General features: G+C 71.1%; 14 protein-coding genes. 6 read left to right on the top strand and 8 right to left on the bottom strand.

Translation table 11 applies throughout. From position 1 onward, the window contains the following. Window positions 1-13 precede the first annotated feature (13 nt). The 3 genes from PUR53_RS18715 to PUR53_RS18705 form a co-directional block, all read right to left on the bottom strand. The gene (locus PUR53_RS18715; RefSeq protein ID WP_329908985.1) at window positions 14-856 is read right to left on the bottom strand and encodes a TnsA-like heteromeric transposase endonuclease subunit; all 843 of its coding nucleotides are present in this window, start codon (window positions 854-856) and stop codon (window positions 14-16) included. A 195-nt stretch (window positions 857-1,051) separates the two neighbouring features. Next, on the bottom strand, window positions 1,052-1,351 hold the full coding sequence (locus PUR53_RS18710; protein WP_329908984.1) for a hypothetical protein: 300 nt from the start codon (window positions 1,349-1,351) through the stop codon (window positions 1,052-1,054). Window positions 1,352-1,507: 156 nt separating this feature from the next. Continuing rightward, entirely contained in the window at window positions 1,508-2,734 is a 1,227-nt protein-coding gene (locus PUR53_RS18705; protein WP_329908983.1) for a hypothetical protein, read from the bottom strand. Between the two features lie 209 nt (window positions 2,735-2,943). On the opposite strand from PUR53_RS18705, the gene PUR53_RS18700 reads away from it, so the two are divergent. Further along, window positions 2,944-3,072 (top strand): hypothetical protein, encoded by a 129-nt coding sequence (locus PUR53_RS18700; RefSeq protein WP_329908982.1) that lies wholly within the window; start codon window positions 2,944-2,946, stop codon window positions 3,070-3,072. Window positions 3,073-3,261: 189 nt separating this feature from the next. After that, window positions 3,262-3,645, top strand: a complete 384-nt coding sequence (locus PUR53_RS18695) for a YybH family protein (RefSeq protein WP_329908980.1) — start codon at window positions 3,262-3,264, stop codon at window positions 3,643-3,645. Between the two features lie 14 nt (window positions 3,646-3,659). Here PUR53_RS18695 and istB read toward each other — a convergent pair whose 3' ends face one another. The 5 genes from istB to tap all read right to left on the bottom strand — a co-directional run bounded on the left by istB (window position 3,660) and on the right by tap (window position 10,352). Beyond that, window positions 3,660-4,448: an IS21-like element helper ATPase IstB gene (istB, locus tag PUR53_RS18690; protein ID WP_329908979.1), complete on the bottom strand. Its 789-nt coding sequence runs from the start codon at window positions 4,446-4,448 to the stop codon at window positions 3,660-3,662. Then, window positions 4,445-6,085 (bottom strand): IS21 family transposase, encoded by a 1,641-nt coding sequence (gene istA, locus PUR53_RS18685; protein WP_329908978.1) that lies wholly within the window; start codon window positions 6,083-6,085, stop codon window positions 4,445-4,447. The genes istB and istA overlap by 4 nt, the downstream gene beginning before the upstream one ends. Window positions 6,086-6,150: 65 nt before the next feature. Beyond that, complete coding sequence (locus tag PUR53_RS18680) at window positions 6,151-7,479, bottom strand: TniQ family protein (RefSeq protein ID WP_329908977.1); 1,329 nt, start codon at window positions 7,477-7,479, stop codon at window positions 6,151-6,153. A 48-nt stretch (window positions 7,480-7,527) separates the two neighbouring features. Beyond that, on the bottom strand, window positions 7,528-8,085 hold the full coding sequence (tpg, locus tag PUR53_RS18675; RefSeq protein WP_329908975.1) for a telomere-protecting terminal protein Tpg: 558 nt from the start codon (window positions 8,083-8,085) through the stop codon (window positions 7,528-7,530). Window positions 8,086-8,099: 14 nt separating this feature from the next. After that, window positions 8,100-10,352 carry a telomere-associated protein Tap gene (tap, locus tag PUR53_RS18670; RefSeq protein ID WP_329908974.1) on the bottom strand — a complete coding sequence of 751 codons (2,253 nt, stop codon included), beginning with the start codon at window positions 10,350-10,352 and terminating at the stop codon, window positions 8,100-8,102. A gap of 179 nt (window positions 10,353-10,531) precedes the next feature. Here tap and PUR53_RS18665 point away from each other — a divergent pair, with 179 nt between their 5' ends. The 4 genes from PUR53_RS18665 (at window position 10,532) to PUR53_RS18650 (ending at window position 14,800) form a co-directional block, all read left to right on the top strand. Then, window positions 10,532-11,500, top strand: a complete 969-nt coding sequence (locus tag PUR53_RS18665; protein ID WP_329908972.1) for an ankyrin repeat domain-containing protein — start codon at window positions 10,532-10,534, stop codon at window positions 11,498-11,500. 17 nt (window positions 11,501-11,517) lie between these two features. Continuing rightward, window positions 11,518-13,971, top strand: a complete 2,454-nt coding sequence (locus PUR53_RS18660) for a DEAD/DEAH box helicase (protein WP_329908971.1) — start codon at window positions 11,518-11,520, stop codon at window positions 13,969-13,971. Window positions 13,972-14,055: 84 nt separating this feature from the next. Further along, window positions 14,056-14,241, top strand: coding sequence for a hypothetical protein (locus tag PUR53_RS18655; RefSeq protein WP_329908970.1), 186 nt, complete (start codon window positions 14,056-14,058; stop codon window positions 14,239-14,241). Window positions 14,242-14,479: 238 nt separating this feature from the next. Continuing rightward, the gene (locus tag PUR53_RS18650) at window positions 14,480-14,800 is read left to right on the top strand and encodes a hypothetical protein (RefSeq protein WP_329908969.1); all 321 of its coding nucleotides are present in this window, start codon (window positions 14,480-14,482) and stop codon (window positions 14,798-14,800) included. The last annotated feature ends 212 nt before the right edge of the window (window positions 14,801-15,012 follow it).

The following is a 15,012-nucleotide window of genomic DNA, read 5'->3' as shown; positions in this document are numbered from 1 at the left end:
GTCACCTGCCTGCTCAACGTGCCTGCTGCTCCCGCTCGCTGTCGCCTGCGGCCGGATCGGCCGGACCGGGAGAGACGAGGGTGTGCTCGCCCAGCGGCCGGGACAGGTCCGCGGACAGCCGCCCGCTCCACAGCGCGTGGTAGAGCACCGGCAGCGCGCTCAGGACCTCACCGGCCGCCGCGGCGGCCCCGGCCATCAACGGCTGCGGGACGGCGAACGCCTCCAGCACCGCCTGCTCAAGACCGCCCGCATCGCGGTAGCGGGGATGGCGGTAGCCGGCCAGCCACCGCACATTCGCCCCGAACACCCGCTCCGGCGGCACCAGGCGCCGGTAGGTGAACCCCACCGCCGCACACGCCGACTCAAGTACCGCGGCCGCCCGCGCGGCACGGTCCCCGGCCGCCTCCTCGCTCGCGGGACAGTCGGCCAGCAGAGCGCCCCCGTCGGCGTAGCGGGCGAACACCTGCGGCACCCACGTCAGGACCCGCCCGCTGTCGGGATCGCGCCAGATCAACCGCACCGGCCGCGCCGACAGGCCCACCACTTGCGGGTCACGGTCCAGCAGCATCAACTGCGTGCACATCGCCTGCGACCCGTGCATCACATGCCCGGCCGTGGTGGCCGACCACCACCAGCCCGGCCCCCACCTGCGCCCGGGCACCACAGGAAACGCCGCCACCGGCTGGAGCTGCTCGAACCGAACAGCCACGGCGGCCTCGACCCAGCGGCGTTGCACGAGTGAGCCGTCAGCCCCGGCGAACTCTGCCTCCACCACACCCGGTTCCGGCACCCGCAAGGCCCTGCCCGCGACGGCAGATAAGCCGTCCTGGCTGCTGTCGATGATCACGTACTCCACACAACGTCATACCGGACACACCCCGCAGGAGAACCGGCCGGTAACCGCAACTGCCGTGCCAAAAAGGTCGGTTGCCCTGTGCGGGGCCAGGATGCCGCCTTGGCGTGCCAGTGTCAGTGCAGATTCCTGCACTTTTCCGGCCGGCGCCCGCCGTGTCGCGGCGGCGGGCCGTGGCCCGGGCCCGCCCGGTCGCCGCTACCCCAGAGACGACAGCGCCCATCCCGAGTCGTCCTCGTCGCAACCGAACCGGATCAGGGCGCCGGACGGCATTGCCGCACCGCGTGCGAGCGTATCGACGAAGGAATCAGCGAGCGCGTCGACCCGCTCGCGCCCAGCACCCTGGTCGTCGTCGTAGATGCCGGAGTCAAGCCACAGAGGGTCGCGGTGTCCCGTGACCTTCAGCATGATCTTGAACGTCTCGTAGTCGTAGGGCGGATCGCTCACGGTGACGCCCATGACGGTGTCGCCGCGTACCAGGTCATTCCGAACGCGCACCCACACATCGCGTTTGGCCACTGCCCCCACTTCCCGCCTTGTCGCATCAGCAGCCCGAGCGTAGCCGCCCCGGGCCCTCTGGCTGAGCCGGACAGGGGAAGGCTCAGCCGCCTTCATACGGGCCCTTAGCAGCCCGGTGCCTGGTGGCGGCCAGGGTCAGGAGTGGCGGAAGCCGCGGTCGGGGTCGCGGGCCTGGCGGGGGCGGAAGGGCTCGAACCAGTCCGCGGCGGCCAGGTTAGCCAGCCCGAGAGCCTGGTTGATCTCGTTGCCCCTGTCCTCGATCCCATCCAGAGAGGCGTCGAACAGCATCAGCACGTCGTGATCCTCGAACAGCACGGTCGAGCACCAGTCCCAGTCGAAGTCGCGGCGGTCCTCACTCAGCCCCTCCACTGTTTCCGCGACCAGGCGCGGCCGGTTCCGCGTCAGCGACTTGGCCCGGTCGATGCCCAGGTGCAGGGCCATCTCCTCGCCGGTGCAGAGCGGGCGGACGGTGCCCGTCTCGGCGAGGTCGGCGGCCAGGTCGTCGAAACAGCGGGCCATCTGCCGACGCCACTTCTGGTCCTGGCCAAAGGTGACCGGCGGCAGCGAGCCCAGGACACGGCCCTGACCGCGCCTCAACGGCGCGTCACCCACGGCGGCGACGTCCTGCCAGATCTGCTCGGACAGCTCCTCGAGCGCCCCCCGCAGGACCGCAGCGGTTCGCGCGGTGAGCTCCTCGTCCTCCTCGCCGTCCTCGTCCCAGCCGTCACCCTCCTCGTCACCCTCGTCCCACGCCGTCGGCTGGCCGTGGCGGGCGAGAGAACGCAGATGCCTGCGCACGCGCTGCGCGGCCTCTTCGGGAGCGGCCAGCGCGTTGTCGATGATCTGCAGCTCGTCGGAGAACTCCCTGGCGCTCAGCAGCCTGCCGGCCTCCGCGAGCAGAGCCGAACCCGCATCTGTGCAGGCGTCCAGGCCGGGCAGGACCACGGCGAAATAGTTGTCCGTCAGCCGGTCGATCACAGCGGCCACCACCACGGCGACGACCACAGGGTCGGCGAAGGCCTCCTCCAGCTGCAGCCCGTCAACGACGAGGACGCTGGAGGCCGACTCCATGAACTCCTCGAACTCGTAGGTGAACCGGCCCTCCTCGTCCAGAAGCTGGGAGGCCACCAGAGCCGGGAAGGACGGCTCGTCGGCCATCCGCTCGCGCAGATTGTCGGACTTCCAGTACAGGCCGCGTACGGCCGTCAGGCTCCCCACCGGTGTGCCGGCCGCGGTGATGCGCACCTCCCAGGTCTGCATCCCCTGCGCGGCAGGGTCCAGCAGCTGGTGGGTGTGGTGGAAGTCGAGCGCCAGCCGGGCAAGGTCCGCCCCCGCTGCCGCCGGACCCGGATGAGTGCTCAACGTGCTCCCTCGGCGCCGGTTTTCGGGCCGCCGCCTACCGCGGCCCCGCCTGAGCCTAGTGGCCGCACACCGTCGGTTTTCCCGCAACGGGCACCCACACTCCTGCGGGAAACGCCGGCCAGCTCCGCCCTGCGGCCCGGCTGCGGCGTCCAGCGGCTAAGACACAACACACCGGCCGCTGCGCGCCTCAGTCCTCATCCTGGCCCGCGGTGATGATCTCCGCCAGCTCCTGGGCGGGCAGGCGTGACCACGCCGCCACGTCCTCCAGCGCCACCCCCGCGGAGATGGCCGCGGCGGCGGTGCCCACCAAGGCCTGGTCGATCAGGGCGGCACTGTGACTGAGGTGCTGAAGTGGCTAGGGCGGCGTCATTTGGCTCCACCCGGGGCGGCTCCAACTGGCCCCAGTTCGCGGATGATTCGTGAAGATTGGGCGTCGCGCGGTGGCCCCGGAGGGCGGCTTGTTTTGGGACCACGGAAGCAGCGAGAGAGGTGTGACGGCGGCGCGAGAGCGTCGGCATGATGGCCGCATGACGGATCGGACATCTCTGGAATCTGAGCTCGCTGCGTTCATGCGCGAGTACGAACGGGCCAACAACAGCCACGACATCTCACGCGTCGTGCCGTTCATCGCCGAGGACGCCGTGTACTGGTTCTCGGACGGTTCGCATCGGGGCATCGAGGAGATCCGATCCGCGATCGAGAAGACGTTCGCGAAGATCCTCGACGAGGTGTATGAGATCCGGGACCTGGAGTGGCCCGTGGTCACCGCGGACGTCGCGGTGTGCCGTTATCGGTTTGCCTGGAGCGGTGTCGTCGACGGTGAACCACGCTCTGGCCAAGGGCGCGGCACCAACGTCATCGTGCAGCGGGACGGCGGCTGGAGAATGCTGCATGAGCATCTGAGCTCCTGATCCTTGGCAGGCGCTCACCTCAGCCCGTTGGTCTTGTTCGCCTTGGTGCGGGCCAGCCGGTAGGACTTCGTTCCGGTCTCGATCAGGGTGGCGTTGAATGTGAGCCGGTCCACGATGGCCGCGCAAAGCCGCGGATCGGTGAACGTCTTTGACCAGCCGGTGAACGCCTCGTTGGAGGCGATCGCGATGCTGTTCTTCTCCTCCCGTTCCGTCAGAACCTGGAAGAGCATCTCCGCGCCCCGGCGGTCGAGTTCGAGGTAGCCGAGTTCATCGATTTCCAGAAGGTCGACGCGTCCGTAGCGGGCGATGGTCTTGCCGAGCTGCTTGTCGTCAGCGGCCTCGACGAGCTCGTTCACCAGGGAGGCGGCGGTGGTGTAGCGGACGCGGTAGCCGGCCATGGCGGCCGCGGTGCCCAGGCCGATGAGCAGGTGGGACTTGCCGGTGCCGGAGTCCCCGATCAGACACAGCGGGTAGCCCTTGGTGATCCAGTCGCAGGTGGCGAGGCTGTGGATGACGGCCGGATCGACGTTGGGGTTGGCGGTGTAGTCGAACTCGCGCAGGGACTTCTCGCGCGGGAAGTGGGCGGCCCGGATGCGTCGTTCGGCCCGGCGGCGGTCGCGATCCTCGCACTCGGCGAGCAGGAGTTCGGCGAGGAATCCGGCGTAGGAGAGCCCTTCGCGTTCAGCGCGGGCGATGGTGTCGGCGGCCTGGGCCCGCATGGTGGGCAGCCGCAGCATCCGGCAGGCGGTGTCGATCGCGGCGTCGGACGCCTGGGCGGTGAGCGCGTGCTGGGCGGCAGTCATGACGAATCCTTCCGTCGCAGGTTCAGCAGTTCGTCCCACTGCTCCAGGCGGGGCAGCGGGCGGGCATCCTCGGGCAGTGACCTGGCCAGACGGTGCGGGGAGAGATGGCTGACCTGCGGCAACTGCGGATCTGGCAGTTCCGCCTGGTCCGCCGCTGTCGGTGTGGCGGTGACGGTCGGGGCCCGGCCGGCTGCCTGGGCGGCCTTGCGGGCCTCCAGGGCAACCACGTCATCGCTGCAGGTGCCCAGCTCGACGGCGGCCCGCAGGCCCGCCAGCACGTCCGTGTGCTGCTGATGGCGGTGCAGGAGCAGGACCCTGACCAGTGCCTTCGTTCCGTCGATCTCACCGAGCTGCCGCTGGGCCATGGCCCAGAACGCCTCGTGCTCGGCGGTGAACGTGCCCTCGGCGCGGGCCTGGTGCAGTGCCTCAGAACGATCCAAAGCACCGGGCTTGCGCAGCAGCACCTCCAGATAGTGGTCCAGGACCAGGTGCTCCAGTCCGCGGCCGGCGAGCCGGGCATGGCGGGCGATCTCGCGGCGGCCCGCGAAGACGACCAGCAGGTCGCCGGTCAGGTGGACGGTGACCTTGCGGTCGATGAACCGGACCGGGACGGAGTACGAGCACATCTTCACCGTGATCCGGCTGTAGCGGTCGACCCGCGGCTGGAAGATCATCGCGGTCTCGAACGGCTCCGTCGGCAGCGGCAGCAGGTGTGGTGCCTCCCGCGCGAAGTCCTGGCCGATCGTGCGGATCCGCGAGCCGATCCGCCGCTGAAGCTCCCGCTCCTCGAACGCGGTGATCTGCCCGTTGAGGTCCTCCAGCGTTTCCACTCGCGGAACGGGCGTGAGGTAGTTGCGGCGGAAGTAGCCGACCTGTCCCTCCACTCCGCCCTTCTCGTGGGCGCCGCGCAGTCCCGGCTCGCAGTAGAAGGGGGTGAAGCCGTAGAACGTGTGCAGCGCGGTCCACTTCGGGTTCTCCTCCCGCAGCCGGCTGCGGAAGACGACCTTGCGGACGGCCGGGGTGAGGTTGTCGTAGCGGACCTGACCTGCCGGAACACCGCCCAGCACGGACAGCGCGTGCACGTGCCCTTCGAAGAACGCCTGCTGCCCGCAGGAACGGGAAATCCGATGCACCGCCCGGCCCGAGTAGGCCAGACGGAAGGCGAACAGGAAGCACTTCACCCGCTGCCCGGCCAGGTCGACCCAGACCTCCCCGAAGTCCACCTCGGCATCCGCCCCGGGTGCGTTGTGTCGGACCAGGAAGCCCTCGGCCGGCACCCCGTCCTCCGCGGCGATCGCCCGGCGGCGGGCGGTGACGAAGTCCCGCACTGTGGTGTAAGGGAGCGTGACGCCGAACTCCTCCTGAAGCCGCGCACCGATCCGCTTCGCGGTATGCCGCTGCTTGCGCGGCGCCTCCAGGTCCGCCCGCAGCCACTCATCGACCGTCTTCTTGTACGGCTCCATCCGCGGCGAGGTCCGCGCCGGCCGCTTGCGCGGCTTGGGCACCGGCGAGGCCAGCGCCTCCCGTACCAGACGCCGGTGGACGCCGTACTTCTTCGACAACGCCCGGATCGACAGCTGCTGTTGCCAGTTGTCGCGGCGGATCCGGTCGAACAGCTCTTGCTTGGACAAGGACATCCACAGCACCCACCCTCGGCGGACCACATCCACCGTTCCACCGCAAGGCCCAGGGTGGGGCCACTTCACCTCGCCACTACCCCCAAGTACCTCCGAACGCCCCTTTCAGTGGGGCCAGTTGGAGTCGCCCCGGGTGGAGCCAAATGACGCCGCCCTAGCCAGTGCTGAAGCAGCGTGCGGGCCACTTCGGCGGTGGTGCCGCTGTGCACGCTCCGCACCTCCACCAGCTGCTCCCGCGCCTGATCGATCAACTGCTCGAGCTGGAACCGGTGCTCGGCGCTCACCGCGGCACGCCACCGGCTGCCCGAGCCGCCCGACTGCTGCTCGGCCGCCATCACGCGCAGCTGGCCGGCCATCGTGGCGGGCTGCTGTTCCCGCTTCAGCCGCCACGGATCGTCCCTCCACCCGGGCGGCCCGCCTTCGCCGCGCCGCCGGCGGATGACCGCGCCCATCCAGGCGAGCAGCGGCCCGCCGTAGTCCACCGCCGACAGCGGGCCCAGCCAGTCATGTCCCACCCGCTCGCCCAGCCTGCGGCAGAACGCCCCGTCGGCGGCCAGCGGCCGCGGCCGCCGGCCACCGCTGTCCCTCCACACCAGCTCGGCCATGGCCGGGTCCAGCAGCGCGTCCGCCACGGCCACCACCTCCGGGAAGATGACCGGATCCCGGCCCACGATCCGCCACCGCTGAAAATCCGTCCCCGCGTTGCCGCCCGCCACCCGGTGCAGCCTGTGCGGCCAGATCTCCTCCTGCTCCCAGCGCAGGGCCTCTTCCCACCACCGGGCCACGACCGCGTGCGCCAGGGCGAACACCTCCCCGGCATCCGCTCCGGCCCGCACCGCACGGCGCGCCACACCGGTCCACCGCCGCTGCGCGGCCGCCACCTCCGGCACACCGCGCAGGACGAGGTGTTCCAGCGGCTGGTCGGCGTCCGCGTCCAGCAGCCACCGCCCGTGCCGGGCACACACCCGCTCCCAGCGCGGCACATACCGCACCGCCCGCACCGTCTGCCCGGTGCGCCGCGCGGTGCACGAGCGGCAGGCGAACGCCGCTTCGCCTGCCACCGAGCCCGCCGCCCGCCACCGGGCCTGCGCCAGGGCGGCCTCCCGGCCGGTGCTGATCTTGGGATCGTCCACGGTGAACGCGGGCAGCGCGTGCGCCAGCACCGCCGGCTGAACCCCGCACAGTTCGGCGAGCACAGCCCGCCCGGCTTCGTTGAGCACGATCTCCGCATCTGCCCGCACGCCGCCGCCGTCGTTGCGGGCGGGGGAGTTGCGGCACGTCCACAGCCGCAGCACGCCGGCAGCCGGCAGGCCGTAGCGGTCCGCGGCCCGGCTGATCAGCGACGAGGTCAGCTCCCCGGCCAGCGGCACGGTCCGTAACGCTCCTGCTGTCACAGCTCTCCTCGATGCCCTTTCTGCTTCCTGCTCCAGCGCCCTGACCGCCTACAGCTCGAACTGGAGGTCGACGATGTCCTTGAGTTCCACCTCAAGGCCGTGGGCACGGCGACCGTTGTCGCGGAAGTACACCTCACCCAACGCCTCGGCAGCGAGTTCGCGGAGGTCGTCCTCGTCGACTCCTGCTTCTTGGGCCTGAAGGAGGCGGGCGGCGTGCCGGGGCGGCAGGGCGAGGGTGAGGTGGCGCACGCGGGCCTGGTCGGTGCTGCCGACGGCGGCGGTGTAGCCGAACCGGGCCTGGACATCGATCATGATGCCGCTCGTGGTGGCCGCGGCCTTTTTCGCCCTGGCCCTGATCTGCGGCTGCCAGCGCACGCGGACCTCACGCTCCAGCCGGTCGGCGAGTTCCGGCCGGGGCTTTTTGATCTGGTTGTTCACATAGCGTTCGACGGTGCGCTGGCTGATGCCGAGCAGCTCGGCCACGCGCCGGGTACTGCGCTGGTGCTGCTTGACCAGGTACCGCATCTGCGCCCCGGCGGACTTGGGAACTGGCCGCGTGAACGCCCCCTGCACCGCCTTGTCGAGTTCTTCCCCGACCGTGACCATCGCCGTAACGCTCCCTATTCTCCGGTGTCCTTGGCGGTGACCTCGCCGGTCTTGATGTAGCGGGCGAGGTTGGCGACATGGCCGTCGGCGCCGAGCTGCTCGAGCACGTCCGCCCCCCACAGCATGCTCTGGGTGCCCTCGTGCTTGACCATCCCCGGCGAGACCCCCAGCCGGAACGAGCCCGGCACCGTCTTGCCATCGGCGCCGTAGGGCAGCACGTCCAACGGGCTGGGGCCGTCGGCCGCGTACACCGCGCAGTCGGACAGGACCGCGACCGGATACTGCCCGGTGGCCGCCGCCAGATGAAGCATCTTGCGGTGCATGTTGACCCTGGCCCGGGAGATGACGGTCGCGCGGATGTCCGGCCGCCAGGTCGGGCGGGCGAGGGCGGGCCAGGCCTGCCCCGGCTTCCAGCCGCCGCCGCGTGCCTTCTCCTGCAGCTTGCCGATGCCGCCCTTGACGGTCATCTTGACGGCGTCCACCACGATCCCCAGCTCCGGATCACGGCTCTTGTAGCCGTCCATCGCCTGAAGGAACTCGGCCGGGGACAGCTTCTCCGTGACGCCGAGGTCCGCCATGGTGGCGACGTAGGCGTCGCGCAGCCGCTTGTACCAGCCGTCCAGGAACCGGCCGCTCTCACGGCGCACCCACGCCTCCACGGGCGCGACGTCGTAGCCGAGCTCGACGGCGTACGCCACGGTGGGCGTGGCGTACCAGGCCGGACCGGTCGGGCGCTGGCCGCTCGGCGTGAACGGGCTGGGCAGCAGGCCACCGTCGAGGTCGCGCCACTGCTTGGCGACCTTCACCCGGGACAGGTCGACGTGGGAGAGGTCGACCAGCCAGGAACCGGGCATCGCCGCATCGAATGCGGGGCGGGTGACGTGCTCGGGCGGCGATGACAGCCCGACGACCGCCCCGTTGGCGGCCGCGCCGAAGGCGAGGTTCACATCCAGGCCGACCAGGTGCCGCTGCATGCACTCGGCATCGCTCAGGTCCCGCGCCCAGTCGTAGGCCTCCTCGAACAGCCTCTCGCCGGGCCCGCGCACGTGGAAGCGGGGCAGATGGGCCAGGACCGGGTGCCCGTCAATCGCCTCGCACGGCGCCGGGTCCACCGGCTGCGTGCCCAGTGACCCGGGCCGGTGCTCGCGGTGCCGCTTGCCGGTGGCGTCCGGCTCGCTCGCGCGGGTCGGCGGGTTGAGCGCGGTCATCAGCTGCAGCCCCGTCACGGCCGTTGAGCCGACCGGCGTCATCACCCGCACCGCATACACGCCCAGCACTCGGGCGAGCTCCGCGGGCTCCAGCTCTGCGGCATGGCCCCAGGCACGGCCGTCCAGGGCACGCCAGGAGGGGATGCACAGCTGTACGCACTGCCGGCGGCTGCCCTGGGCGGGGCGGTAGATCCGCGCCCACGGCCCCAGCCCGCGCTTGGTCAGCTGCCACTCCGCGCGCTCCAGCTGTTTGATGACCTTGTGACCTTCCGGCAGCCGCCCGGCGAGCCGCTCGGCCTCGGACAAGGCGGCGGGCAGGCCGTAGCGTTCGCACGCGGCCTCGGTGAGCACCAGCAGCGGGTCGGCGTCCTTGCCCGAGCCGTGCAGCTTCTCCGACCCCAGCCGCGCCTCGGTGAGCGTCCACTCCACCAGCGCGGGCAGCGACTTGGCGGGCACATCCAGGATCAGACCGCCGACGCCGTAGCCGGTCACATTCCGCTCTGTGTCGGCGTCGAGGACGAGCAGCGGACCGTGCACGTACAGCCCGCTGGGCGCGGGAGTGTTCGCCGGGGCGGGCTTCTTCGCAGCAGGGCGGCGCGGACCTGAGGCCCGTTCGGCACGCGGCGGCGGCCCGGCGGCCGGTGCGCCCGCCGCCGGGGCTGTGGCCGAAGGTGCGGCGGTGGGCTCCTCGGCCTCAGGCGCGACAGCCGCTTCCGGCGCCCCGCCTGCGGGCTGGGGCCGCGCCGCGGGCGCTACGGGAGTGACGGTCAGCGCCGCCGGGGTGTCCGTGTTCTCCTGCGGAGCGCCGGTGACGTCGGCGGCGGGGTAGAGCTTGGCGAGCTGCTTCAGCAGGCGGGCGTACGCCTCCCGCTCCGGGGGCCGCGGCTCGGACTTGCCCGACTCCCAGCCCCCCACGGTCGCCCGCCGCACGCCCAGGGCGGCGGCCACCTCGTCCAGGGTGAGCGCGTGCGCCTGGCGCAGCCGCCTGCGCTCGGCCGGCAGCGGCAGCGGGGAACGGGACGCGACCAGAGCGTCAACCGCGTCGAACAACTCGGACATCGAGACACCTCCGCCCCCCATCCTACCCTGAAACGGCCTTCTCGCGTACTAATAGCGTGCTGATCGCGTACTAACAGCGTACGGACGGCGTTCGGGGTGATAAAGTCCGTCACCGAACCTGGACTGGTGAGAGCGTGACGAAGCAGCGCGAAAGCATGCGACGTGTTCGAGGGGGAGCGGTGGCAGCACAGGGTGACGGCTGGTCCGGCATAGGAGGGAACTGGACGGACGCCGACGACATCCGCCGGCGCCTCGACCAAGGAGCCGATCCGGACGACTGCAACGGGAGCAGGCCCCTGCACCGGGCGGCGGTGTTCGGCTCTGCGGAGGCTGTTGCGGAGCTGGCCCGCCGGGTTGCGGATGTGGACGCGCTCGAAGACGGGGTGACGGCCCTGTGGGAAGCCGTCATGTCTGGGAGGCCGGCCAACGCACGGGCGCTCGCCGCTGCCGGGGCGGATCCCTGGCGGCCGTCGCTCGGCGGCTGGTCACCGGGGCGGCTGAGCCTGGCCGGACCGACACCCGGGCTGTTCCCGGTGCCGGAAGGGGTGTCCCTGACCGATACCGAGCGTGCGGCAGCGCAGGAGGCCCCCCGCCTCACCGCGGCGCTGGGTGAGTTCGACTACGACGGCACGGGCCTGGCCTGCGTGGCGGGCATCGACGCGGCCGAGGCGGTACGCCGTCTTGAGGCGACGCCGGTGGTGGACGACGGCCTCCTCGGCGTGCTGAACGAGCTGCTGGAGGACCCCTACGCGCACGACATGGACGAGAGCCTGAACATCGTCGGCGTGACGTCCGTGCCGGGCGGCTGCGTGGTCACCCAGCCCTGGGGGTACGCGCCGCAGATGCCGGGCGTGCTGACCCGGCTGTCCGCCGGCACCCTCTGCTACGGCCTCTACGCCAATCCCAAGAGCGGCAACCAGGGCAGCATCGCCCGCAACGGAATCATCGAGGCCTCGGACCTGCACCCCGGCGGAGACCCGGACGAGGACGACACCTCCGCGGAGGTGCTGGCCGCCTACCTCTACCAGCACAGCGCTGTCGCCTACGCCTGTGCCTTCGCAGGACTGCGCCCCGTCGACCGGCGTGCGGTGACCGGGCCGCCCGATGTGTGGGCCGAGCTGCCCCGCCGCGACTACTGGAGTCACTGACTCGGCAAGGAGCTGTCATGACGGTGGTGGAACTGCCGCGCCCCGGCCGCCCCGAGCGCGCGCGACTTTTCCCCGACCAGGTGGAGGCTGTTGCGCGGCTGGTGCGGCATCTGCGGCGGGCGGGGACGCGGGGTCTGTTCGTGTCGGCGACGGGGACCGGCAAGACGCTGGTGTCGATCCGGGTGGCGGACGGACTCGGCGCGCGGCTGGTGTTGTTCGTGGTCCCCACCCTGGACCTGGCCGCGCAGACCGCGCTGGCCTGGCGGCGGGACGGCCACCACGAGCACATGGTGATCGTCTCCTCCCTGGACGCCGCTGGCCGCGACGACTTGGTCGCCGCCCGCGTCATGTCGAGTACCGACCCGCATGCGCTGGGCGGGCTGATGTCGGTGGTGGGGGAGGGCGAGGACCAGATCCGTGCGTTGACGGTGATCTGCACCTACGACTCCCTGGACAAGATCGAACAGACCCAGCGCACGGGGTACGCGGTGCCGCCGTTCGACCTCGCGGTCATGGACGAGGCACACCGGATCGCGGGACGGGCCGACAAGAAGTGGGCCATCGCCAACGACGCGCAGCGCATCCGCGCCGACCGCCGCCTCTACATGACCGCGACCCCCCGCACCTTCCTCGCCCCGGAGCTGGCGGAGTCCGCCGACACCACCCGCCCGCGCCGCCGCCGTACCGCCGAGCCGGACGGGGACGTGGACGCGTTCGCCAACTCCATGGACAACGAGCAGGTGTACGGAAGGAAGGTCTTCGAATACCCCCTCGCGCAGGCGGTGGAGGACGGCCGGGCAGCGGACTACCGCATCGTGGTGCCCACCCTGACCGACGCCGACCTGCGCCGCCGCCTGAACATGCCCGCTCCGGGCATGACCGCGAACACCGCCGTCGGCACCGGTTCCGGCGACCAGGGGGATGACGGTGCGCTGCGCACCACTGCCCTGCACCTGTCCGTCCTGCGCGCCATGACCGAACACCGGCTGAGCAAGGTCCTGGTCTACTTCAACCTCGTCTCCGACGCCCGCCGCTTCGCCCGAGAACTCCCGCACACGCTGCGCCTGCTGGCCCGCACCGACCCCGGCCTCGTCCCGGACGTCACCCCGAAGCTGTTCTTCGCGCACGGCGAGCACACCCCTGCCCAGCGCGCCGACACCTTCACCGCGTTCGCTGCTGCCGACTGTGCGATCCTCGCCAACTCCCGTCTGATCGCTGAAGGCGTCGACATCCCCAGCGTGGACGCGATCGTCTTCGCCGACCCCACCCGCAGCGTCATCCGCTGCGTCCAGGCCCTGGGCCGCGCCCTGCGCCTGGACGTCTCCGGCAAGACTGCCAGCCTGATCGTGCCCGTCTACGTTCCGCCCGGCGCCGACGGCGAGAACATCCTCGGCACTCCTTACGAGCCGGTGTGGGCGATCGCCTGCGCTCTGGCCGGCCACGACCACCGCATCCTCGAGCGCCTCCCGGACAAGGCCAACCGCCTCCCAGGCGAGACCAGCGATGTCATCGCCCGCCGCTGGCACTTCGACTTCACCGTCCACCCCGAACGCATCGCCCAGGCGATGGATTTGGTCTCCTTCGACCCCCGCGACGCGGCCGTCTCCCGCTCCCGCCGCTTGGGCCTGGCCGCCGCCCAGTCCTACCGCGACCAGTACGGCCACCTCGACGTCCCCACCGACCACACCGACCCCACCGGCTACCGGCTGGGCACCTTCATCACCACCATGCGCGACGCCCGCACCGCCGGCCGCCTCGAAGCCGACTGGATCGCCGAACTCGACGCCCTCGGCATGATCTGGGACAAGCACGACGCCGCCTGGCGCGCCCGCCTCGCCGCCGCCGCCGACTACCACCGCGCGCACGGCCACCTCGCCGCCCCTGCCACCACCCCCGTCGGCTCCTGGCTCGCCGAGCAACGCCACCTCGCCACCAAGAACACCCTCGATGCCGCCCGCGCCGACGCCCTCACCGCCCTCGCCCCCGACTGGCGCCTGCCCCACGGCGCGGACTGGCACCGCAAATACCACCTGCTCCGCGCCCACCTCGCCTCCGGCGCCGACCCGGCCGCCCTCACCCGCGACACCCTCCTGGCAGGGGTGAAGATCGGCTCCTGGCTCCACCGCCAACTGACCACCTGGGCCGCCCTCCACCCCGGCCAGCAGCACCTGCTCACCACCCTCGGCCTCACCCCCGACACCAACCCCCTCACCCCGGCCCGCCGCACCCGCCGCACCTTCGAACAGACCGTCCAGCTCCTTGAACTCTTCCTCCACCGCGAAAGCCGCGCCCCCACAGCCCGCGAGACCATCCGCGTCGACGGCGACACCGTCAAGATCGGAGCCTGGCTCGCCAAAGCCCGCACCAAGCACCGCACCGGCCAGCTCCCTGACGCTCACGCACACCTGATCGCCACGCTCTTCGACGGTGACTGGACTACCGAAGCCGCTCTCCCCGCCGTCCTGAGCTGACCACCCGCCTCCAACGCGGAGGGACCCGGGTCCGTATGCTGCGCCGGTCCGGCGTATCGCCCGCTGAAGGGAAACCGCCCCACCGTGTTCCAGCAGACCCCCGTCTACGACCGCCTCGTCGCCGAACGCGGCGACGTCCCCGTCCAGGTCCGCGGGGAAGCCGACCGGATACACCGCGACCTGGCCCAGGTCCTGCGCCAGACGTCCGCCCCCCAGCCGAGCACCCCGCCAAGCGTCTTCGAGCCGAAGCAGACTCCCAGAACCCTGTAGGCATGCGGCCGTGTATCGGCCGCGACCGTCAGCCGTCGGGCTCGCCCGCCGCCGGGGGCGTCCGCGGCGGCGCGCAAGCTGCTCCACGCCCCAAGCGACAAGCCCTGACGGCCTTGATCTATCGCGGGCAGGAGCGCCGATGCGGCTGGCCAGCAGCTCGCTGGCGCTCCTGCCTCGTTGTCCTTGCCGCGTGAGAGGCTGCCCGGCGGCACCAGGACATGGTTGGGGAGCTGGCGGGATGGGTTTCGAGGGCGAAGTCTGGCGACTGATGCGGCAGGAGGATCTGCTCGGCGAGATCGTGATCGACCAGGCCGACTTCCCATGGCTGAACGGTCGCTTCGTTCCAACGCCGACGTTCGGAGAGGTGAAGCCGTGGTTCGACGAGTCGCTGGCTCTGATGGAGGCGGAGGAGTACGAGCGGTTCGATGACTCCTACGACCGGATCGCGGACACCTTGTCTCTGGTGGCCCCGTCGGGTCCGGTCGCAGAGTTTCTTCTGCACATCAGTGACGGTCGTGCTTGGTTCAGGTGGAGTGACGAACCATTCGATGAGGTCTGAGCCCGCCAGGCCTTGGGGAATTGCGTGACCACAGCCCCTGGGGAATTACGCCGTCGTCGACAGCTCGTCCCGCGGACGCTCCATAGCGGGCAGTGGGGACGCCTCCTGTACGCAGCCGGTACGCGGTATGCACGCTCGGGGATTTCCGAGCCCCGCACCCCCGCTGCCGACTGGTGCTCACCACGCCTGAACCCTGATGCGTTTCACGTCAG

The sequence above is a fragment of the Streptomyces sp. SP18BB07 genome (assembly GCF_036322545.1).
Classification (GTDB): domain Bacteria; phylum Actinomycetota; class Actinomycetes; order Streptomycetales; family Streptomycetaceae; genus Streptomyces; species Streptomyces deccanensis.
Note: the sequence above shows the minus strand (reverse complement) of the source record. Positions and strands in the feature narration are given on the sequence as shown.